The 19877-nt window shown below is 63.7% G+C and carries 17 protein-coding genes; 12 read left to right on the top strand and 5 right to left on the bottom strand.

What is annotated here, in order from left to right; genetic code table 11:
• Window positions 1-34 precede the first annotated feature (34 nt).
• From ASD99_RS04900 to ASD99_RS04890, 3 genes are all read left to right on the top strand, one after another.
• Window positions 35-466 carry a MarR family winged helix-turn-helix transcriptional regulator gene (locus ASD99_RS04900; RefSeq protein WP_056582999.1) on the top strand — a complete coding sequence of 144 codons (432 nt, stop codon included), beginning with the start codon at window positions 35-37 and terminating at the stop codon, window positions 464-466.
• A 122-nt stretch (window positions 467-588) separates the two neighbouring features.
• Entirely contained in the window at window positions 589-894 is a 306-nt protein-coding gene (locus ASD99_RS04895) for a hypothetical protein (RefSeq protein ID WP_056582998.1), read from the top strand.
• A gap of 16 nt (window positions 895-910) precedes the next feature.
• A complete protein-coding gene (locus ASD99_RS04890; RefSeq protein ID WP_057142910.1) occupies window positions 911-1792 on the top strand; it encodes an RNA polymerase sigma factor in 882 nt (293 codons plus the stop codon).
• Between the two features lie 43 nt (window positions 1793-1835).
• On the opposite strand, the gene ASD99_RS04885 is transcribed toward ASD99_RS04890, so the two are convergent.
• The gene (locus ASD99_RS04885; RefSeq protein WP_057142909.1) at window positions 1836-5801 is read right to left on the bottom strand and encodes an AsmA family protein; all 3966 of its coding nucleotides are present in this window, start codon (window positions 5799-5801) and stop codon (window positions 1836-1838) included.
• 131 nt (window positions 5802-5932) lie between these two features.
• Between ASD99_RS04885 and ASD99_RS04880 the strand changes: the two genes are divergently transcribed.
• Window positions 5933-6904: a Dyp-type peroxidase gene (locus ASD99_RS04880; protein WP_057142908.1), complete on the top strand. Its 972-nt coding sequence runs from the start codon at window positions 5933-5935 to the stop codon at window positions 6902-6904.
• Between the two features lie 34 nt (window positions 6905-6938).
• Here ASD99_RS04880 and ASD99_RS04875 read toward each other — a convergent pair whose 3' ends face one another.
• Window positions 6939-8354 (bottom strand): FAD-binding oxidoreductase, encoded by a 1416-nt coding sequence (locus tag ASD99_RS04875; protein ID WP_057142907.1) that lies wholly within the window; start codon window positions 8352-8354, stop codon window positions 6939-6941.
• 204 nt (window positions 8355-8558) lie between these two features.
• On the opposite strand from ASD99_RS04875, the gene ASD99_RS04870 reads away from it, so the two are divergent.
• Window positions 8559-9038 (top strand): thioesterase family protein, encoded by a 480-nt coding sequence (locus ASD99_RS04870; protein ID WP_056582986.1) that lies wholly within the window; start codon window positions 8559-8561, stop codon window positions 9036-9038.
• A gap of 224 nt (window positions 9039-9262) precedes the next feature.
• Window positions 9263-9460 (top strand): hypothetical protein, encoded by a 198-nt coding sequence (locus ASD99_RS04865; RefSeq protein WP_056582983.1) that lies wholly within the window; start codon window positions 9263-9265, stop codon window positions 9458-9460.
• A 19-nt stretch (window positions 9461-9479) separates the two neighbouring features.
• On the opposite strand, the gene ASD99_RS04860 is transcribed toward ASD99_RS04865, so the two are convergent.
• On the bottom strand, window positions 9480-9959 hold the full coding sequence (locus tag ASD99_RS04860) for an Lrp/AsnC family transcriptional regulator (protein WP_057142987.1): 480 nt from the start codon (window positions 9957-9959) through the stop codon (window positions 9480-9482).
• Between the two features lie 89 nt (window positions 9960-10048).
• Here ASD99_RS04860 and ASD99_RS04855 point away from each other — a divergent pair, with 89 nt between their 5' ends.
• The 3 genes from ASD99_RS04855 (at window position 10049) to ASD99_RS04845 (ending at window position 12697) form a co-directional block, all read left to right on the top strand.
• The gene (locus tag ASD99_RS04855; protein WP_057142906.1) at window positions 10049-10963 is read left to right on the top strand and encodes an EamA family transporter; all 915 of its coding nucleotides are present in this window, start codon (window positions 10049-10051) and stop codon (window positions 10961-10963) included.
• Between the two features lie 139 nt (window positions 10964-11102).
• The gene (locus ASD99_RS04850; RefSeq protein WP_057142905.1) at window positions 11103-12251 is read left to right on the top strand and encodes a histidine kinase dimerization/phosphoacceptor domain -containing protein; all 1149 of its coding nucleotides are present in this window, start codon (window positions 11103-11105) and stop codon (window positions 12249-12251) included.
• On the top strand, window positions 12248-12697 hold the full coding sequence (locus tag ASD99_RS04845; RefSeq protein ID WP_056582976.1) for a response regulator: 450 nt from the start codon (window positions 12248-12250) through the stop codon (window positions 12695-12697). The genes ASD99_RS04850 and ASD99_RS04845 overlap by 4 nt, the downstream gene beginning before the upstream one ends.
• 3 nt (window positions 12698-12700) lie before the next feature.
• Here ASD99_RS04845 and ASD99_RS04840 read toward each other — a convergent pair whose 3' ends face one another.
• On the bottom strand, window positions 12701-13594 hold the full coding sequence (locus tag ASD99_RS04840; RefSeq protein WP_057142904.1) for a dienelactone hydrolase family protein: 894 nt from the start codon (window positions 13592-13594) through the stop codon (window positions 12701-12703).
• A gap of 298 nt (window positions 13595-13892) precedes the next feature.
• Here ASD99_RS04840 and ASD99_RS34040 point away from each other — a divergent pair, with 298 nt between their 5' ends.
• Window positions 13893-14042, top strand: a complete 150-nt coding sequence (locus ASD99_RS34040; RefSeq protein ID WP_082525274.1) for a hypothetical protein — start codon at window positions 13893-13895, stop codon at window positions 14040-14042.
• Between the two features lie 9 nt (window positions 14043-14051).
• The gene (locus ASD99_RS04835; protein ID WP_056582972.1) at window positions 14052-14486 is read left to right on the top strand and encodes a hypothetical protein; all 435 of its coding nucleotides are present in this window, start codon (window positions 14052-14054) and stop codon (window positions 14484-14486) included.
• A gap of 3 nt (window positions 14487-14489) precedes the next feature.
• Here ASD99_RS04835 and ASD99_RS04830 read toward each other — a convergent pair whose 3' ends face one another.
• Complete coding sequence (locus tag ASD99_RS04830) at window positions 14490-16805, bottom strand: glucose/quinate/shikimate family membrane-bound PQQ-dependent dehydrogenase (RefSeq protein WP_057142903.1); 2316 nt, start codon at window positions 16803-16805, stop codon at window positions 14490-14492.
• Between the two features lie 321 nt (window positions 16806-17126).
• Between ASD99_RS04830 and ASD99_RS04825 the strand changes: the two genes are divergently transcribed.
• A complete protein-coding gene (locus ASD99_RS04825) occupies window positions 17127-19790 on the top strand; it encodes an ATP-dependent helicase (protein WP_057142902.1) in 2664 nt (887 codons plus the stop codon).
• Window positions 19791-19877: the final 87 nt, after the last annotated feature.

The raw sequence follows: 19877 nt of genomic DNA, 5'->3' as shown, positions 1-19877 counted from the left end.
GAAAACCGTTTGAGCTTTCGCGGAAAACGAACAAATGTCCGGTATGTCGCAGCCACAAAAATCACGCCCCGCCATCAGCCAAGCCGACTACCAGCGGCTGTCGGAGTTTCGCTACCTCATCCGCCGCTTCCTCGAATTCAGCCAGATCCAGGCGGAAGACGCCGGCCTGACCCCGCGCCAGCATCAGGCGCTGCTTGCAATCAAGGGATTCCCGGGCGGCGGCCCGGTGACGGTTGGCGACCTCGCGGAACGACTGCGCATCCGCCACCACAGCGCCGTCGAACTGGTCAACCGCCTCGGCGAGGCAGGACTGGTCGCAAGGGATCAGGACAAGGACGACCATCGCCGCGTGCTGCTGCAACTGACCGGGCGCGCCGACGATTGCCTGGCCGAGCTGTCGGCGGCACATCTCGACGAGCTGTCACGCATCGAACCGATGCTGCGGCGGCTGCTCGACAGCAAGTGACACTCGGGCGTCTTTGCGAGCGACACGAATTATTTCCCAGTGCCCGAATCCTTTCGTCTCACGACAGCGTCTCGAAGGTGAGCAACCGCAAAGGCGCAGGGCAACCAAGAGGAACAACCGCGATGAAACGCCACCTGATACGTTACAAGACGAAACCGGAACGGACCGACGAGAATGAACGGTTGGTCAAGGCCGTGTTCCAGGAGCTGCGGGAAAAATCGCCGGAAGGCGTTCGCTATATGACATGGCGGTCTGACGACGGGACCTTTGTTCATCTGGTCGAGACGGAAACCGAGGCCCATTCCGACATAATCACCGGGCTGGCGGCATTCGAGGCCTTTCAGAACGGCATCAGGGATCGCTTGATCGAGCGTCCGCAGCGCGAGGAAATGACCGTGGTGGGCCACTACCGGATGCTGGACCAGTAACGGCGAACAGAGGCGTATGAACATTCCTAGCGAGATCCACGAACCTTTTGCCCGCCTGTTCGGCGAAATGCGCCCCAAGCTGCACCGTTACTGCGCCCGCATGACCGGCTCGGTGATCGACGGCGAGGACGTGCTGCAGGAAGCGCTGACCAAGGCGTTCGAAGCGCTGCCCAACGCCGGCCCGATCGCCAACCCGGAAGGCTGGCTGTTTCGCATTGCCCACAATGCCGCCCTCGATTTCCTGCGCCGGCGAGCCCGTGAAAAGGCCTTTGCGGATGAGGACCCGGACATGATCGTCGACCCGGTAAATCCCATAGTCGAGCGTCAGGCAGCGGCGGCCGGCCTGCATACCTTCATGCGCCTTCCCGTCACACAGCGAAGCAGCGTCATCATGATGGACGTTCTGGGATATTCGTTGCAGGAGATCAGCGACATGCTCGACACCAGCATCCCCGCCATCAAGGCGGGCCTGCATCGCGGCCGCGGCCGGTTGCGCCAGCTTGCCGATGAGCCCGACGACCGCCCGGCTCCCAGGCTCAGCGCGCCTGAGCGCCTGCTGCTCGATGCGTATATCGATCGCTTCAACGCCCGCGACTTCGACGCCGTGCGCGACATGCTGGCCGACGAGGTGCGGCTGGAGCTGGTGGCCAGGACGCGGCTGAATGGTCGCAAGGAGGTCGGCACCTACTTCCACAACTATTCTCAGGTGCGGAATTGGTGTTTCGTGCCGGGCTTCGTCGAAGACAGGCCGGCAGTCCTCGTCCGCGATAGCGATGATCCGGCGGCGCGGCCATCCTATTTCATCCTGCTGGGCTGGCGGGGCGGCAGACTCTTGACCGTCCGAGATTTCCGCCACGCCCGCTACGCGGCAGAGAGCGCACAACTGCTTGTCCTCTGAATCGGCTGCTTCGCGGATCGTCCATCAGGAAGGCGTTGGGGTCCTACTGCAGCGACTTCAGCAGATTGTTGAGCGTGAACGGATTGGACTTCGGCTTGGCCGGCGGCGGATTGTCGTTGGCCTCCGGCAGCGGCGCATGCTCCACCTTCGGAGCCTGCTGCACAGCCTTGCGTTCAGCCTCGAGCTTTGCCTTTTCGATGCGCATCGCCTCTTCCGCCTTCTGCCGCTCCTGCTCGTTGGCCTGTGCCTTGGCCGCTTCGTCGGCGGCCTGCTGTTCGGCAGCGGCCTTGGCGTCCGCATCCGCCTTGGCTTTGGCATCCGCGTCCGCCTTGGCTTTCGCCTCCGCGTCTGCCTGAGCTTTGGCTTGGGCGTCGGCTTCGGCTTTCGCCTGGGCCTCCGCTTCGGCCTTGGCCTTGGCGTCAGCCTCGGCTTTCAGCCGTGCTGCTTCCTCCTGCTTGCGCAATTCCTCGGCGGCGTTGTCCCGTTCGGCCTGCAGCGCCGCGTAATAGCGCACCTCGCGCCGCAGCCGCTGCTTCTCGAGCAGAGCGGCCTGCATCGCCTCGACGCGCTGCTGCTCCTTTTCCAGCGCGCGCTGAGTCAGGAACTGTGCCAGCGGCTCGCTGTCGAACTGCCGCTTCACGGCGCCGAACGGCCCCTCGGCGGTGAAATTCATGATCGGCTCGGAGCCGATCAGTGCCTCGTCGCCCGGGCGATAGGTGATCGCCCCCTTGGCGGAAACCATGGCTGTGTTGAGGTCCGCCGTAATGTCGGCAGACAAGGTCGCCGCCGGATTGTCCAGGTTGATCGGCGGCGCCCTCAGCATGCCGCCGGCAACCGTGAAGGCGATGTCGGTGTCCTTGGCGGCAAGACTTCCACCGGCGGCGATATCAGGCGCGAAGCCGGCGGTCTTGGCCGCATCGATATCACGTCCGATCGCATCCGCCTTGGCGAGGAACGCATTGAACGCATCGGGATTGACGCCGGCGACCCGCAAGCTCTTCAGCGTCGCCGTGCCGGAGCCGGACAAGGCGGCCACCATCCCCTCGACCGACTTGCCGCTGCTTGACAGCGCCGTCGAGAAATCGCCGTTACCGCTGATGCCGGCATCCGGCAGCACGGTCGCTAGATCGGCACCCGCCAGTTTCATCTGGCCGGTGAAAAGTCCGGTGCCGTCATTGTTCTTCAGCTCGAACAGGCCGGTCAGCGCCCCGCCGAGCAATTTCGCCTTCAGGTCCGAAACGCGGATGCCTTCCTGGTCGAGCTTCAGCGAAAAGGCGGCATCATACGCGGTGGCGAACCGACCGGCGGCGAGCGCTGCCGTCGTCAGGTCGAGGTCGGCGGTGAACGGCAAGCTGGATTTCTGGCTGAACGGTGTGGCCGGCCACACCCCACTCTTGTCAGCCCCGTCCTTGTCGGCAAGAAAGGCGGAATCGCCGAACAGCGCCACCGCCATCGGATCGAGGTCGAGTTCGTCGAGCGCCAGCGCGCCGGCGAGATGCGGCACGCCACCCTTGCCGTCGACCCCCTCCTTCACATCGATATTGACGTCGCCGGACACCGCCGCTTCGTTGATGGCGCCGTTGAGCTCGTCCAGCACCAGCAGCCCGTTGCCATAGTCGCCTTGCGCCGAGAGCGACGCCGACATGCCAGCCCCCATGCCCGGCAGGCCGATGCCTGATGTCATCAGCCACGGCTCGATGTCGGCCGCGTCGAGGTTGAGCTTGCCCTTGGCGGCAAGGCCTTGCGACGTGTCGGCGACGGTTCCGTCGAAGCTTGCCTTGAAGTCTTCGCCGGCGAGGCTGACCGTCGTCGCCAGGCCCCCGCCAAGCGTGCCCTTGGCCTGGACGTCCGTGCTTGCCTCGCCCAGCATGCCGAGCGGCAGCGCCGGCAGGCCGTAGAGGGCCAGCAGCGCGGTGGCATCAGGGTTTTTGGCGTTGAAGGTCAGCGCCACCGGCGCTTCGAGAAGCTTGTCCACCGCCCCCTTCCCCGACAGCGACGCCGAAAAGGCCGAGCCGCCGGCCTTGCCTTGCCCGCTCACCGCCAGGCCCGTGGTGCCGTCGCCATTGTCGGCCGCACTCGCCACCAGGTCGACGCGCGCATCCTGGAACAGCTCGGGATAGGCGGCGGCACGGCTCGCCAGTCCCTTGAGCACGGCACTGTCGGGATAATGCTGGGCGGCGACGTCGATCAGCGGCTTCAGGTCGACGGCAACCACCGAGGCATCAAGCTTGCCGGTCGGGCTCGCCGGGAAATCCTTGATCCTGCCGGTGGCGCTGATCGAGGCACCGGCCAGCCCGCCCACCGACAGCCGGTCGATTTCGAGCAGCCCGTCGCGCAGCCTGAGCGCGGTGTCGACCGTGTCGGCGGTCAGTCCGCCGGCATTGACCGGCCCGGCCTTGATCTGGAAATCGAGGTCACGGTCGGCAAAGCGGTTGGCGCCCTTGTCGCTGACGAAGATCGAGGCAAAGGCCGCCAGCCCGTCGACATCGAGTTCGCCGCCTTCGAGCCGCATCAGCACCGACGGCTTGGCATCGTCGGGCTGGCTGGAATCGATGCGGCCGGAAAACTTCGCCTTGCCCAGGATCAGTTCGAGATCGCTGAAGGCCTGGCGCTTCGCCGAGAGGTCGACCTTGGCCTTGAAGCCGGCGGCGGGCAGACGGCGGATCGCCTCGTCGACATCCTTCGACAGCCAGGCGGCAAAGCCCGAGGGTTGCGCCACGGCCAGCAGCAACGAGCCGTTGAAGCCGAAATGGCCCTCCACGTCGAGCACGAGCATGCCATCGGCTTCCAGCGTGGTGCGGCCGGGCAAGGTCGCGGCAAGCGATTTCACCGACCAGCCACCATCGACCGGCTCGGCGGAAAGATGAACGTCGCGCACCGTGGTGTCGCCGGCCACCACCGCCGGCAGCTTGACCTCGAGGGTGCCGGGTATGGTCGGCTTCGGCAGGTCGAGCAGCGCCTGCTCAAATGCCGCGATGCGTTGATCCAGTGTCAGGCCGGCGCCGGCCTCGGCGCCCACCGCCTCGTCGAACTGCACCTGCGCGCCATTGGCCTCGATGGCGAAGCTCGGCTTCAGCCCGAGATCGACCGAGGCCTTGCCGTCGGCGGTGTAGGGATTGTCGAGCGGCCCCGTCTCGAAGCGGAATTCGTTGACGCCCAACTTCTGGTGGTCGAGGGAAAACTTGCCGTTCAGCCGAAAGCCCGGATCGGGCTTGCCGGCGCTGACTTTCACCGTCTCGCCATCGGTGCCACGCAGCTCGGCACTGTTCTTGTCGGCACCGGAGATCTTGAACTGGCCGGAGTAGACGGCGGCCCCATTGACGATGCCGGCATTGCCGTCGGTCTCGATGACCAGCGGATAGGCGTCCGGATCGGCCTTCAGCCGCAGCCGCATCTGCCCGGTGCCTTCGGCCTTGCCGGTGGACGCCGCGACCGTGGTGCGCAAACCGTCCAGCCGCAACGTGCCGTCCAGGCGCCATGGGCCGGCCAGCGACTTGGCCGAGATGGTCGAATTGATCTCGGAAAACAGATGGCTGCGGCCGCCGGCGGCATGGCGCAGTTCGATCTGCCCTTCCGTCACCGTCAGCTTCTCGATCGAGACCTGGTTGGGGTCGAAGGGCGAGGACGGCCGCATCGCCCAGTCGACCGTGCCGTCATTGGCAATATCGATGGTCGCTTTCGGCCGCACCAGTCGCATGTCGAAGATCAGCACTTCGCCACGCAGGAAGGGCGCCAGTTCCGCATCCATCGAAAACGTCTCGACGGTCATGGCCGGCTGGCCATTGGGGCCGCCGGCAACGGCGACATTCGAGAAGGTCACCGAGGGGAACGGCAACAGCCTTGCCGTGGCGTCGCCCTGCACGGTCACCTTGCGGCCTAGAATGGCACTCGCCTCGCGCTCGAAGTCGGCGCGGTAGCCGGTCCAGTCGATAAAGTACGGCACCACCAGCGCCGCACACAGCACCAGCACAAAAAGGCCACCAAAGATCACGAACAGGCGTGCGAGCATCAGCTCCGAACGGGTTGATTGAAATTCTGCCGCACTCTACCCGCATCCGCGTGTCGATAAAGAGGCAATTCATCCAGTGTTGCGCGATCCCGGATGATCTGAAACAAATCCTCGCAAAGCGGAGAATTCGGATGTCTGGGAAGAACTGGGATCGCGTGCCGATCGATGCGCAAAGTGTCGACGCTCCGCTGTCGCTTTCGGCGGTCTTTCTTGTCGTCACCGTCGCCAAAGAGCAGAGCGCGCTCGCCAAGGTTACGTCTGTGCTCGGCGAACTCGACGACCTGGTCAAAAATGTCGGGTTCCGCGACCTTGGCGGCCGCCTGTCTTGCATCGCCGGCATCGGCCGCGATCTCTGGGATCGTCTCTCTCCAGATCGGCGGCCGCTGGAGCTAAAACCGTTCGCGCCGATCAAAGGCGCGGTCCATTCGGCGCCGTCGACGCCGGGCGACCTTCTCTTCCACATCCGGGCCGAGCGGCCTGACATGTGCTTCGAGTTCGAGCGCATCTTGCTCGACAGGCTCGGTTCCGCCGTCACCGTCGTCGACGAAGTGACGGGCTTTCGCTATTTCGATGCGCGCGACCTACTCGGTTTTGTCGACGGCACCGCCAACCCGACCGGCCTCGATCTGCCGGCCTCGGCACTCATCGGCGATGAAGATGCCGACTTCGCCGGCGGCAGCTATGTCGTCGTCCAGAAATATCTGCACGACCTCCAGGCGTGGGCGCGAACGCCGACACCCCTTCAGGAAGAGATCATCGGCCGCACCAAGATCGACAACATCGAAATCGACGATGACGACGCGCCGCGCAAATCGCACAAGTCGCTGGCCACCATCGAGGATGCCGATGGCAACGAATACGACATATTGCGCGACAACATGCCCTTTGGCCGGCCGGGGCAGCAGGAGTTCGGCACCTACTTTATCGGCTATTCCAGGTTTCTCTGGGTGATCGAGAAGATGCTGCAGCGAATGTATATCGGTGAGCCGCCGGGCGCTTACGACCGCCTGCTTGATTTCTCGACGCCGCACACCGGCACGACGTTCTTCGCGCCAACCCGCCCCATGCTGCAGGCCCTTGTCGAGGGTGCACAGGAGAAGTAGGCAACCGTTCGATTGGTCGCTGGATTGGATCCCTTCAGTCTATCCTCGGCAATAGCTTGCCCGGATTCATGATGTCCAGGGGATCGAGCGCCTGCTTGATCGTGCGCATGATGTCGACGCCATGGCCGAGTTCGTGGCGCAGGAAGCCGATCTTGCCCTGGCCGATGCCGTGCTCGCCGGTGCAGGTGCCGTCCATGGCGATCGCCCGCATGTTGAGACGCGCGACGAATTTTTCCGACAGTGCGATCTCTTTGGGGTCGTTCACATCCATCAACACCAGCACGTGGAAATTGCCGTCGCCGGCGTGGCCGACGATCGGCGCGATCAAGCCCATCTCGGCGATGTCGGCTTCGGTTTCCATGACGCATTCGGCAAAGCGCGAAATCGGCACGCAGACATCGGTCGACAGCCCCTTGGCACCGGGCCGCAGCGTCAGCGACGACCAGTACGCGTCGTGCCTGGCCTTCCACAGTTTCGTGCGCTCCTCGGCAACGCTGGTCCACAGGAACGGTCCGCCACCGTTTTCCTCGGCGATCATGCCGAAGGTCTCGGCCTGCTCGGCAACGCCGGCATCGCTGCCGTGGAATTCGACGAACAGGCACGGGCTCTCGGGATAATCGAGCTTCGAATAATTCTTCATCGCCCGCATCTGCAGTGCATTGACCAGTTCAATGCGCGCCACCGGAATGCCCATCTGGATCGTCGCGATGACCGCGTTGCAGGCCGCCTCGACGCTTGGAAACGGGCAGACGCCGCCGGAGATCGCTTGCGGGATGCCTTGCAGCTTCAAGGTCAGGGAGGTGATGATGCCGAGGGTGCCTTCCGAGCCGACCAGCAGCCGCGTTAAATCATAACCGGCCGAGCTCTTTTTCGCGCGCTTGCCGGTCGTCACCGTCTCGCCGTCGGCCATCACCGCCGTCAGCGACAGCACGTTCTCGCGCATCGTGCCGTAGCGCACCGCGTTGGTGCCGGACGCCCGTGTCGCCGCCATGCCGCCGAGCGAGGCATTGGCGCCCGGATCGATCGGAAAGAACAGGCCGGTGTCGCGCAGATGCCGGTTCAAATCCTCGCGGGTGACGCCGGGTTCGACCGTGCAGTCAAGATCCTGCGGATTGACCGCCAGGATGCGGTTCATGCGCGATGTATCGACCGATATGCCGCCACCCGGCGCGTTGGTGTGGCCTTCCAGCGAGGAACCGACGCCGAAGGCGATGACCGGCACGCGGTGCGCGGCACAGGCGCGCACGATCTCCTGCACCTCGGCAGTCGTCTCGGGAAAGGCGACGCCGTCAGGCGCCTGCGTCGGAATATAGGTGGTGGTGTGCGCGTGCTGGGAGCGGATGGCCTGCCCGGTCTGGAACCGCTCGCCAAGCCGCTGCTTGAGGATGCCAAGCACCGCAGCGATGCCCTCTTCGTTGCGTTCGACCGGGTTGAGGTCGCTCAGAGCCATGAATTCCTCCGCGAATGGACCAGCGCCCACCCTTGTTATGCATTTATGGATGCTGCCCAGAGCAATTCCAGAAAAAGTGTGAAGTGGTTTTCCGTCGGGAATTGCGTCAAACAAAGAGAGAGCGGTTCAGCGTTTCCATGAAGCGATGAACCGATCTAGTCTCACCAGCCACGCTCTGTCCAGCGCCAGAACAAGGAAGTTTCGATGCCCATCCCCGCCCCCTTCGTCTCCGAACCCATGGACATCGAGAAGGACTGGATCGACTACAACGGCCATCTCAACATGGCCTACTACAACGTCCTGTTCGACCGCTGCTCGGACCAAGCGTTCGAGGCGATGGGCATGGGGCTGGATTACGTGAAGGAGCGGCGGCTCACGATTTATACGGCCGAGGTCCATGTCTGCTACGTCCAGGAACTGCATCTGGATCACAAGGTCCGCATCTCCCTCCAACTCATCGACCATGACGACAAGCGACTGCGGACCTACCAGGAAATCCGCCATGTCGACGGCTGGCTCGCCGCCACCTCCGAGATCCTGTCCCTGCATGTCGATATGTCCGGACCGAAGGTCGCGCCCTTCCCCGCCGATGTGCTTGCCAAGGTCGAAGCCATGCGTGCCGCCCATTCAGCACTGCCGATGCCGGAGCGCGCCGGCCGTTCGATCGGCATCAAACGCAAATAGAGCGACGATCGGACCTCAAAGCCACACCGGCAATCCAAAATCGCAAAACCCTGGAATCCGCGGGCACCAGTGCTTGAAGCGGCTCAGCGCCGGCGTTAACCTTACCGAGGTTTTAACGGGAACAAGCCATTTGAGCCGTTGCGCGACTCAGCGGGTCGGTCGAAAACGATCCGCATCGAGGTAGCGACACGGGCGGCGGGGCGAAGCCGGTTCGAGGAACGTGCATGAAAACCGACATCAAGGTCGAGGTGGACAGGCTGGCCGCCGATCCGCGCATCACCGACTACGATTTCTGGCGTTCCCTCAAGAACGTCAACAACGAGATCTTCCACATCGCCAACAGCAACGAGCCGATCCCGTTCGATATGATCCGCTGGCGCGCCATCCTGAAGCAGGCGCGCATGAAGCGCGGCCACGCTTAGAACCCACGAATCCCTTACATCAAGCCTGGCGCTTTACCGCCCCTAGCGGTGAACGCGCCACCACCGGCGACGACTGGATGATCGCCGTGTTGGTCATCGCATAGGGAATGATCCGGTCGATCACCCGCTCGAGTTCGGCCACCGAGCCGACATGCGCCAGCGCAATAAAACAGTCCTCGCCGGTCACCCGGTCGCATTGCGCGATCTCCGGCAGCTCGCGGATGATTTCGGCCACGACCGCCAGTTGCCCCGGTACCGGACGGATGCGCAGCCATGCCGATAGCGGCAGGCCAAGTGCCGTGGGGTTGATCCTGACCGAATAGGCCTCGATGACGCCGCTTTCCTGCAACCGCTTGATGCGCTCGGCCACGCTCGGCGCCGACAGGCCGACCGAGCGCGCAAGCTCCGCCGTGCTGATCCGCGCGTCCTTTTCCAGCAGACGCAGGATCTTCATATCCGTGGCATCGAGGTCGGCGCTTTCAGTTCGAAGGCGTCTCATGGAAAACTCCTTTCTTCCGGTCGAATCATAGCCGGAGGAGCCAAACATCATCCATATAAACAGGTAAATCTGCCTGCGATACTGATCCTATGGATGATCAAACGCAAGCTCTCGCGGCAGACCCTGCCCTTGGCAACCCCACCCTCGGCAGGCTGGCGGAAAAACTGCCACCGCATGTCTGGTTCGGCGTCAGCGCCGTCTTCCACTATCTCGGGCCGGGATTCGCCGTGCTACTTTTCCCGCATGTCGGCGTGCTCGGCATGGCATGGCTGCGCATCGCCACCGCAGCACTGATCTTCGCGCCGCTGACCCGCCCACGGCGAACCTTCGCCCGCGCCGATCGCTCGACGCGGCTGCTGTTGCTGGCCTTCGGCGCCTGCCTGGCGGTGATGAACTGTTCGTTCTACCTGGCGCTCGACCGCCTGCCGATCTCGCTGGTGGCGGCGATCGAATTCGTCGGCACCATCGGCGTCGCGGTGATCGGACTCAGGAGCCCGCGCAATATCGCCGCCCTTGCCGTTGCCGTCACCGGCACCTTGCTGCTCATCGATGTCAAATGGTCTGATGATCCCATCGGGCTGTTCTGGGCCTTCCTCAACGGCGTGCTGTTTGTCGGCTACATCTTACTCGGCCACCGCATCGCCGCTTCAGGCGCAGGCAGTGGTATCGCGAGCCTTGGCGCCGCCATGGCGATCGCCTTCATCGTCGTGCTGCCGATCGGCCTCACCGACGCCCTGCCCGCCTTTTTCACACCACCGCTGCTGCTCGCCGCCATCGGCGTCGGCATCTGCTCGTCGGTTATCCCCTACATCTGTGACCAGCTCGCTATGTCACGTTTGCCGCGCGCGAGCTTCGCGCTGATGCTGTCGCTGCTGCCGGTCACCGCGACGCTAATCGGCGTCGTCGTGCTGCACCAGATTCCGAGTTTTGTCGATTGCCTCGGCATCGCGATGGTGGTTGCAGGCGTCGCCTTCCACAAACCGGCATCACGAATTAGGCACTAGAAAAGTCTTTTGTTTCAAATCTTCGCAAGGGCTTGACGCCAATCTTCAACAGCGAAGAACTCGCGACAAGATCGCTCATGATTGAACCAATTCCGCATCTGAGCCGTTGTCCCCCACGAAACCGGCTTGGAGTTTGACGATGGATTGGAAAGGAACCAGGGAACCGGCCGACGCATGGCACATGACGGACGATTTGCATGCCGAGCACGGCAAGGGCGATCCGTTCGCGGCAGCCATTCGCGCCACCCGCATGTCGATGATCATCACCGATCCCCGACAACAGGACAATCCGATCGTGTTTGCCAATGACGCGTTCCTGCGGCTCACCGGCTATGAGCGGAACGAGGTCATGGGCAAGAATTGCCGCTTCCTGCAGGGGCCGAAGACAGACGACTCCGCAATCGCAAAGCTGCGCGCCGCGATCGACGAGCGAGCCGATATCAGCGTGGATATTCTGAACTACCGCAAGGACGGTTCCACCTTCTGGAACGCGCTCTACATCAGCCCCGTTTCCAACGACAAAGGCGAATTGCAGTTCTTTTTCGCCTCGCAGCTCGATGTCTCGGACCGCAAGCGCTCGGAGCATCGCGTCACGGCCGACAAGGAACGATTCGAGAAGGCGGTGAAGGAACGCACCAGCGAACTCGAAGCAGCCCTCGAGGCGCAGACCACCCTGCTGCATGAGGTCGACCATCGCGTGAAAAACAATCTGCAGATGATCTCGTCATTGATCGTCATGCAGAGCCGAACCATAAAGGATGAAGCGACCAAGCAGTCGCTGACCACCATGCTGGAGCGCATCGAGGCCCTAAGCACCGTGCATCGCCGGCTCTACCAGTCGAAGGATGTCAGCAGGTTCGACGTTTCTGACTTCGCAAGGGACCTGATAACCGACCTGCTGACGGCCTCGGGGCGCTCGGAAATCAAGTCCACGCTCAATCTCGAACCCATCGTCATTTCGGCTGAGAAGGCCGCGCCGGTTGCCTTGATGGTCAACGAGCTAGTCACCAACGCGCTCAAGCACGCGTTCAAGGAAAAGCCCGACGGGACGATGGCGGGCCGCATCGGCATCAAGATGAGTCAGCCAGACGGCCATTTCAACATCGAAGTGTCAGACGATGGCGTCGGCATGGCCGACGCCAGTGGCGAGGCGTCTTTCGGCATGCGGCTGATCAAGTCGCTGGCCCGTCAGTTGCGCGCCGACATCGAATGGCGCGACGCCGGCCCCGGCACCAGGGTCGTCATCTCGATGCCCAACGAACCGCAGCAAAAAGGGAATGTGTCATGATTGAACCGCTCAAGGTCCTCATCGTCGAGGACGAGGCGCTGCTGGCAATGGAACTGGAAAGCCTTGTAGAGGAGGCCGGCCACAGCGTCGTCGGCTGGGCAACCTCGTCGGCCGAAGCAAAGAGCATGGTTGATACGACGGATGCCGATATCGCCTTTGTCGACATCCATTTGACCGACGGCCCGACTGGCGTCGAGGTGGCCGAGTATATCGGCGAGAAGAACAACTCCATGGTCGTGTTCATGACCGCCAATCCGAAGCGCATTCCCGATCATTTCGCTGGTGCGGTCGGGGTCATTGCCAAGCCTTACACGATGAACGGGCTGAACTCGGCCTTGCGCTATCTGCAGGAGGGTGTGCGCCGCCCGCCCCCCAGTTCGGTGCGACCGGCCGGCTTCACCCTGTCGCCGGCCTTCGAAACCGTCTGGGCACCCTCGACTGCCTGACGGCTACTTCAACTTCTCCTTGAAGAAGGCGATCGTGCGCCCCCAGGCCAGGTCGGCCGCCTTCTTGTCGTAGCGCGCTGCCGACGTATCGTTGTTGAAGGCGTGATTGGCGCCTTCATAGACATAGACCGTGTATTCGACATGCGCCGCGTCGAGTTCCTTCTTGAAGGCGTCGATGCCGGCATTGATGCGCTCGTCCAATCCGCCATAGTGCAGCAGCAAGGCCGCCTTGATCTTCGAAACATCGGCGGCCTTCGGCTGCATGCCGTAATAGGCAACGGCAGCACTGAGATCGGGCGCGTCGACGGCCAGCGTGTTGACCGTGCCGCCACCCCAGCAGAAGCCGACGGCGCCGACCTTGCCATTGCCATCCTTGTTGCTCTTGAGGAAAGCGACCGTTGCCACGGCATCGGCGGCGGTCTGCGTCGAATCGAGCTTGGCGAACATGTCGCGCGCCTTGTCTTCATCGTCAGGCGTGCCGCCGAGCGGCGACAGAAAATCCGGCGCCAGCACCACGAACCCTTCCAGCGCCACGCGCCGCGCCACATCGCGTATATGCGGGTTGAGACCCCTGTTCTCATGCACGACGATAACCGTGCCGAGCTTGCCCGTCTGGTCCGCCGGCTTGACCAGGTAGCCCTTCATCTCGCCACCGCTGCCGGGGTAGCTGATGTCCTCGCCCTTCACCCGCGGATCGTTTTCGGCGACGATTGCCGCTTGCGCGGAATTTGCCGCCAGCAGCGGCGCGATCGCGGCCGCCGCCGCACCTGATCCGGCAAGCCGGGACAACTGCTCCATGAACCGGCGGCGATCGAGCGTCAGATGCGTGTATTCGTCATAGGCATCGATCATCGCCTGGGTAATGGCAGGCTTGGTGTTGGCGTCCGGTTTCGTCATGGATGTGCTCCTCGGCTTCGGAAAGTCTCGTTGCGGCGCAAGATAGGGTCGAGACTTGCATGGTCCAGTCACGCTTGGGTGACGGTGCTCGCCAGGCAGGCCACGAGGGGCGCGATCCCCAAGGCCTATCTCCTGGTTTCGGCGCGAAAGCCGTGACGCGGAAGCACCCGCCTTAATCACATTTTGGTCATTTTCGACAATCTTGATGCTGCTGCCACAATATAAGGGAAAGCTGCCGGTGACGGTCTCGTCCCTGCCCTGCAGTCGCGCTCATTCTGACCAAGAAGGAACAACACCCATGACCTTCTCCACCCCGATCTTCGCAACGGCTTTCGCGCTCGCCACTGCTGCCCTGCTGGCACTCCGGTCGGCTGCTTCCGCCAGGCAATCGATGGTCAAGGTGCGCAGCAATCAGCGCCATCCGGCAAACACGAAAACCCAGGGTTGAGGTGAGACCATGAACGTCCAGGACATCGTCAACACCGTCTCGCAAAAAGCGGGCCTCGACCAGGCGACGACGGAAAAAGTCGTGGGGACCATTTTCTCGGTGCTCGAACACGAGGCGGAAGGCACCAGCGCCTCGGCTTTCTTCGCCAAGATTCCCGGCGCGGATGATCTCGCCCACCAATATGACGTCATGGCCGCCGCCCCGGCCGGCGGTGGCGGTTTCCTGTCGTCGCTTCAGGGCGCGCTTGGCGGTGTTCTCGGCGAGAAGGCCGGTGCGCTGATCAACGGCCTCGCCGCGCTCAAGGCATCCGGCCTCGATATGGCACAGATCCAGAAGGCCGGCGAGACGCTGGTCCAGCAGGCCGAAGCCGCCGCCGGACCCCAGCTGACCAACCAGGTGCTCGGCTCGGTGCCCAGCCTGAAGAGCCATCTGGGGCTCGGCTAGCCCCTACTTCGGCAGCGCGTAGGCCATCACATAATCTCCCGGCTTGGTCCCGACCGAGCCGTGACCACCGGCGACAATGACCACGAACTGGCGGCCATCGGCCACCGTATAGGTCATCGGCGTCGACTGACCACCGGCCGGCAGCCGCGCCTGCCACAGCTGCTTGCCGGATGTCAGCTCATAGGCACGCAGATAGTCGTCGACCGCCGCACCCAGGAAGGCAACGCCGCCAGCGGTGATCATCGGCCCGCCAATGCCCGGCACCCCGACCTTCAGCGGCAGCGGCAGCGGCGTCATGTCGTAGACGGTGCCGTTGCGGTGCTTGTAGGCGATCTTGCCGGTCCTGAGATCGACGCCGGCGACATAGCCCCAGGGCGGCGCCTGGCAAGGAATGCCGAGCGGCGAGAGAAACGGTCCCATCACCACTGCATAGGGCGCGCCCTCGTTGCGGTTCAGTCCCTGCTCGCTGCCGCGACCCTCGTCCGGGGGCGGCACCTGGTCGCGCGGAATGAGCTGTGACTTGAAGGCCAGATAGGTCGGCATGCCGAACAGCACCTGCCGGACCGGGTCGACAGCGACACCACCCCAGTTGAAGGTGCCGAAATTGCCGGGATAGATCAGCGAGCCCTGGACGGAAGGGGGTGTATAGCGACCCTCATAACGCAGGCCCTGGAATTCGATCCGGCAAGCCAACTGGTCGAACATGGTGAGGCCCCACATGTCGGCGCCGGTGAGCGGTTTCGGCATGAAGGTGAGATCGGAGACCGGCTGCGTCGGCGATGTGTGATCGCCCTCGATCGCGCCGCCGGGCGCCGCCACCTCGTTGACCGCGATGACCGGCTCTCCGGTGCGGCGGTCGAGCACATAGAGGTCGCCCTGCTTGGTCGGCCCGACCAGCGCCGGGACGATCGTGCCGTCGGGTTTGGTGATGTCGATCAGGCTCGGCTGCGCCGGCACGTCCATGTCCCAGAGGTCGTGATGTACGGTCTGCCGCACCCAGCGCACCTGCCCGGTGTTGAGATCGAGCGCGGTGATCGACGACGAGAACTTCTCGACATTGTCGCTGCGCCCGGCGCCGAGCTGATCCGGCGTCTGGTTGCCGAGCGGCACGTAGAGCAGGCCGAGCTTCTCGTCGGCGCTCGGCGTCGACCACATGTTGGGCGAGTTGGCGGTATAGGTCTGGCCGGCTGCCAGCGGCGTCGTCTGTTCCGGATTCCCGGAATCCCAGTTCCATAGCAGCTTGCCGGTGCCGACATCGTAAGCGCGGATGACGCCCGACGGCTCCTGCGTCGAATAATTGTCGTTGACCGCACCGCCGACGATGATCTTGCCGCCCGAGATCAGCGGTGCCGAGGTCGAGTAATAATAGCCCGACTTCGGATAGGGCATGTTGGTCAGAAGGTTCAGCGTGCCGCCCTCGGCGAAAGTCGGACAGACCTGCCCGTTGGCGGCATCGAGCGCGATCAGCCGCGCGTCCGAGGTCGGCAGGTAGACGCGCGCAGCACAGGGCTGCCCGGCGGCGATTGCGGTATCGGCATAATAGGACACGCCGCGGCAGGTCTGGTGCTGGCGGTCCTTGTCGAGCTTGATCTTGGGATCGTAGCGCCATTTCTCCTTGCCGCTCGCGGCGTCGATGGCGATGGCGAAATTGTGCGGCGTACAGATGTAGAGCATGTCACCGATCTTCAGCGGCGTCACCTGATAGGTGGTCTCCACGACGTCGTCCGGTCCCTTCACGTCGCCGGTGCGGTAGGTCCAGGCCGGCTGTAGCTTGGCGACATTGTCCGGCGTGATCTGGTCGAGCGGCGAATAGCGCTGGCCGAATTGCGTGCGTCCGTAATAGTGCCACTCGCCGGCCGGCACATCATTGCCGAGGTTGGCGTTGGCGATCACCTTGTCGGTGGAGAGTTCGCCGGCAATGTCCTTCGGATCTCCTGTCATCGAATAACCGGCGACGGCAAGCGATGCCAGCACGGAAAGGATGAGCGGCGCTCGCGCGTCAGGGCCGGCAAGACCCCGCCTCGCCCATGGCGTCAGCAGCCACAACGCCACCAGCACGATGATGCCGCCGCGGGGCCCAAGTTCCCACCAGTCGAAGCCGGTTTCCCAGACCGCCCAGGCCAGCGTGCCGACCACGATCGCCGCGTAGAGCCACAGCGCGGTGGATCTGCGCCGGTAGAGTAGCCAGGCGGCGATCAGGAAGGCGAGGCCGGTGATGATGTAATACCAGCTGCCGCCCAGCATCGCGAGACGGATACCACCGCCGCCGAGCGCAAGACCGATGAGCAAGAGAATGAGGGAGGTGATGGTGACAGCCAAGATGATACTCCTTCGACTGTTGCGCGCTCTCGCGGCGCGGCCATGGGCAACCCGGCGTTACCTTCCTGCCCTGAACGCAACTTTCTCCTGCCTGCCGCGCCTGTCAAGTTGGCCACACGCCACGGTGGCAATCCATCTTGCCTGGATCAGGGTTTTCCAGCAGTCTCGGCGCCTTGATGACGGAGGAGGCGCGCTCGTTCGGCCATCGATTTTTCGTCGCCCTCGGCTACCGCAAGGCCTGAACGGCGATATCAGGCACTTTACCGGAACAAAACGTAGACACTTCTGGTCTTTCGCTCCCGAATCACTACATTCGGGGCAATGTCCGGCTTTTCCGAAGACATGCCTTTTTTCGACGAACCCAATGCGCGGCCCACGGCCCCGTCGGGCATTGCCGCACGCGCCATGGCCGCCCGCAGCGGTCACAACAACGCACCCGACTATCTGAAGGGGCTGAACCCGGAACAGCGGCTGGCGGTGGAAACCACCGAAGGTCCGGTTCTGGTGCTGGCCGGCGCCGGCACCGGCAAGACCCGCGTCTTGACCACCCGCATCGCCCACATCCTCGCCACCGGCAAGGCCTTCCCGTCGCAGATCCTGGCGGTGACCTTCACCAACAAGGCCGCGCGCGAGATGAAGATCCGCATCGGCGTTCTGATCGGCGAAGGCAATGTCGAGGGCATGCCATGGCTCGGCACCTTCCACTCGATCGGCGTCAAGCTGCTGCGCCGCCATGCCGAGCTTGCCGGCTTGAGATCCGACTTCACCATCCTCGACACCGACGACGTCGTGCGGCTGATCAAGCAGCTGATCCAGGCCGAAGGGCTCGACGACAAGCGCTGGCCGGCCAAGCAGTTCGCCCAGATGATCGACGGCTGGAAGAACAAGGGGCAAGGTCCGGCCGATATCGCCGAGGGCGACGCGCGCGCCTTCGCCAACGGCAAGGGCCGTGAACTCTACAAGGCCTATCAGGAGCGGCTGAAGACGCTGAATGCCTGCGACTTCGGCGACCTTCTGTGCCACCCGATCCGCATCTTCCGCGCCAATCCGGACGTGCTGAAGGAATACCACAAGCGCTTCAAATACATCCTCGTCGACGAGTATCAGGACACCAACACAGCGCAATATATGTGGCTGCGGCTGCTGGCGCAGCGGCCTGATGCGGGACGCAAGCCTTCGGCGACTAATCTCCAATCGGCCGAAGGCCGCAAGGACGACCGTCCGTCCGAGCCGTTGCGAGGCCCCCGCGGAGGGCCCGCGCCGGCAGGCGCGGAACAGCCCGTGAGCGTGAATATTTGCTGCGTCGGCGACGACGATCAGTCCATCTATGGCTGGCGCGGCGCCGAGATCGACAACATCCTGCGCTTCGACAAGGATTTTCCGGGCGCCACCATCATCCGGCTGGAGCGCAACTACCGCTCGACCGCGCACATACTGGGCGCCGCCTCCCACCTCATCGCCCACAATGAGGGCCGTTTCGGCAAGACGCTGTTCACCGACCGCGACGAGCCGGAGGACGGCAAGGTGCATGTCCACGCCGCCTGGGATTCCGAGGAGGAAGCCCGCGCCGTCGGCGAGACCATCGAGACCTACCAGCGGCAAAAGCACAATCTCAACGACATGGCGATCCTGGTCCGCGCCTCCTTCCAGATGCGCGAATTCGAGGACCGCTTCGTCACGCTCGGCCTCAACTATCGCGTCATCGGCGGCCCGCGTTTTTACGAACGCATGGAAATCCGCGATGCACTGGCCTTTTTCCGCGTCGTCGCGCAAGGCGCCGACGACCTCGCCTTCGAACGCATCGTCAATGTGCCGAAGCGCGGCCTTGGCGAAGCCACCATCCGCCAGATCCACGACACGGCCCGTGCACTGCGCATCCCGATGCTGGAAGCCGCCGCCAAGCTGGCTGAAAGCGACGAACTGAAGCCGAAGCCGCGCGCGGCTCTGCGCGAGGTGTCAGCCAATTTCGAGCGCTGGCAGAAGGCGCTGGAAACCACGCCGCACACCGAACTCGCCGAGACCATTCTCGAAGAGAGCGGCTACACCGACATGTGGAAGAACGACCGCTCGGTCGAAGCGCCCGGCCGGCTGGAGAACCTGAAGGAGCTGATCCGCTCCATGGAAGAGTACGAATCGCTGCGCTCCTTCCTCGAGCATGTAGCACTCGTCATGGACGCCGAGCAGAACGCCGGGCTGGACGCCGTCAGCATCATGACGCTGCATTCGGCCAAGGGCCTCGAGTTCGAGACCGTCTTCCTGCCCGGCTGGGAAGAAGGCCTGTTCCCGCATCAGCGCGCGCTCGATGAAGGCGGCCGCTCCGGGCTGGAGGAAGAGCGGCGGCTCGCTTATGTCGGCCTGACCCGCGCCAAGAAGAACCTGCATCTGTGGTTCGTCTCCAACCGCCGCATCCACGGTCTGTGGCAGTCGACCATCCCGTCGCGCTTCCTCGACGAACTGCCGGAAGCCCATGTCGAGGTCGCCGAAAGCGGCAACTCCTATGGCGGCTACGGCAATTCCTATGGCGGCGGTTCTTTTGCCTCCGGTCGCGGCGGCCAGGGTGCAGGACGGCAGAACCCCTATGGCGCCTCGCGCTTCGACACTGTCGGCGCCGACACCGAAAAATCCGGCGCCTTCTCCAACACCTATGCCACACCGGGCTGGCAGCGCGCGCAGGCCAACCGCACCGAGGCCACCGACCGCAACTGGGGCTCGCGCTCCGGCCATCAGGTCGAGCGCATCGGCTATGGCGAGACGGACAGCGGCTACGGCGCCGGCCGCACCTCGGTCAAGGGCCGCACCATCGACGGCGAACTGGTCGCCAAATCCGTCGCCGACAAGCCGTCCGCCTTCAACGTCGGCGACCGCGTCTTCCACCAGAAATTCGGCAACGGCAACATCTCGGCCATCGAAGGCAACAAGCTGACCATCGACTTCGACAAGGCCGGCCAGAAGCGCGTGCTGGACGGGTTCGTCGCGGCGGTGTGAGCGTCCGCTTGCCCCATTGTCCTACAAGCGACCATTCTCTGGCGGAAGCCCCCCTACCTTCGTCATCCACGGGCGGAGCAGGAGCGA

This window comes from Mesorhizobium sp. Root695, assembly GCF_001428185.1.
Classification (GTDB): Bacteria; Pseudomonadota; Alphaproteobacteria; order Rhizobiales; family Rhizobiaceae; genus Mesorhizobium.
Note: the sequence above shows the minus strand (reverse complement) of the source record. Positions and strands in the feature narration are given on the sequence as shown.

What these genes read in the sequence shown, in the direction of transcription:
- ASD99_RS04900 (WP_056582999.1), top strand. Translation starts at nt 35, where the DNA reads ATGTCCGGTATGTCGCAGCCACAAAAATCACGCCCCGCCATCAGCCAA.
- ASD99_RS04895 (WP_056582998.1), top strand. Translation starts at nt 589, where the DNA reads ATGAAACGCCACCTGATACGTTACAAGACGAAACCGGAACGGACCGAC.
- ASD99_RS04890 (WP_057142910.1), top strand. Translation starts at nt 911, where the DNA reads ATGAACATTCCTAGCGAGATCCACGAACCTTTTGCCCGCCTGTTCGGC.
- ASD99_RS04885 (WP_057142909.1), bottom strand. Translation starts at nt 5,801, where the DNA reads ATGCTCGCACGCCTGTTCGTGATCTTTGGTGGCCTTTTTGTGCTGGTG.
- ASD99_RS04880 (WP_057142908.1), top strand. Translation starts at nt 5,933, where the DNA reads ATGTCTGGGAAGAACTGGGATCGCGTGCCGATCGATGCGCAAAGTGTC.
- ASD99_RS04875 (WP_057142907.1), bottom strand. Translation starts at nt 8,354, where the DNA reads ATGGCTCTGAGCGACCTCAACCCGGTCGAACGCAACGAAGAGGGCATC.
- ASD99_RS04870 (WP_056582986.1), top strand. Translation starts at nt 8,559, where the DNA reads ATGCCCATCCCCGCCCCCTTCGTCTCCGAACCCATGGACATCGAGAAG.
- ASD99_RS04865 (WP_056582983.1), top strand. Translation starts at nt 9,263, where the DNA reads ATGAAAACCGACATCAAGGTCGAGGTGGACAGGCTGGCCGCCGATCCG.
- ASD99_RS04860 (WP_057142987.1), bottom strand. Translation starts at nt 9,959, where the DNA reads ATGAGACGCCTTCGAACTGAAAGCGCCGACCTCGATGCCACGGATATG.
- ASD99_RS04855 (WP_057142906.1), top strand. Translation starts at nt 10,049, where the DNA reads ATGGATGATCAAACGCAAGCTCTCGCGGCAGACCCTGCCCTTGGCAAC.
- ASD99_RS04850 (WP_057142905.1), top strand. Translation starts at nt 11,103, where the DNA reads ATGGATTGGAAAGGAACCAGGGAACCGGCCGACGCATGGCACATGACG.
- ASD99_RS04845 (WP_056582976.1), top strand. Translation starts at nt 12,248, where the DNA reads ATGATTGAACCGCTCAAGGTCCTCATCGTCGAGGACGAGGCGCTGCTG.
- ASD99_RS04840 (WP_057142904.1), bottom strand. Translation starts at nt 13,594, where the DNA reads ATGACGAAACCGGACGCCAACACCAAGCCTGCCATTACCCAGGCGATG.
- ASD99_RS34040 (WP_082525274.1), top strand. Translation starts at nt 13,893, where the DNA reads ATGACCTTCTCCACCCCGATCTTCGCAACGGCTTTCGCGCTCGCCACT.
- ASD99_RS04835 (WP_056582972.1), top strand. Translation starts at nt 14,052, where the DNA reads ATGAACGTCCAGGACATCGTCAACACCGTCTCGCAAAAAGCGGGCCTC.
- ASD99_RS04825 (WP_057142902.1), top strand. Translation starts at nt 17,127, where the DNA reads ATGTCCGGCTTTTCCGAAGACATGCCTTTTTTCGACGAACCCAATGCG.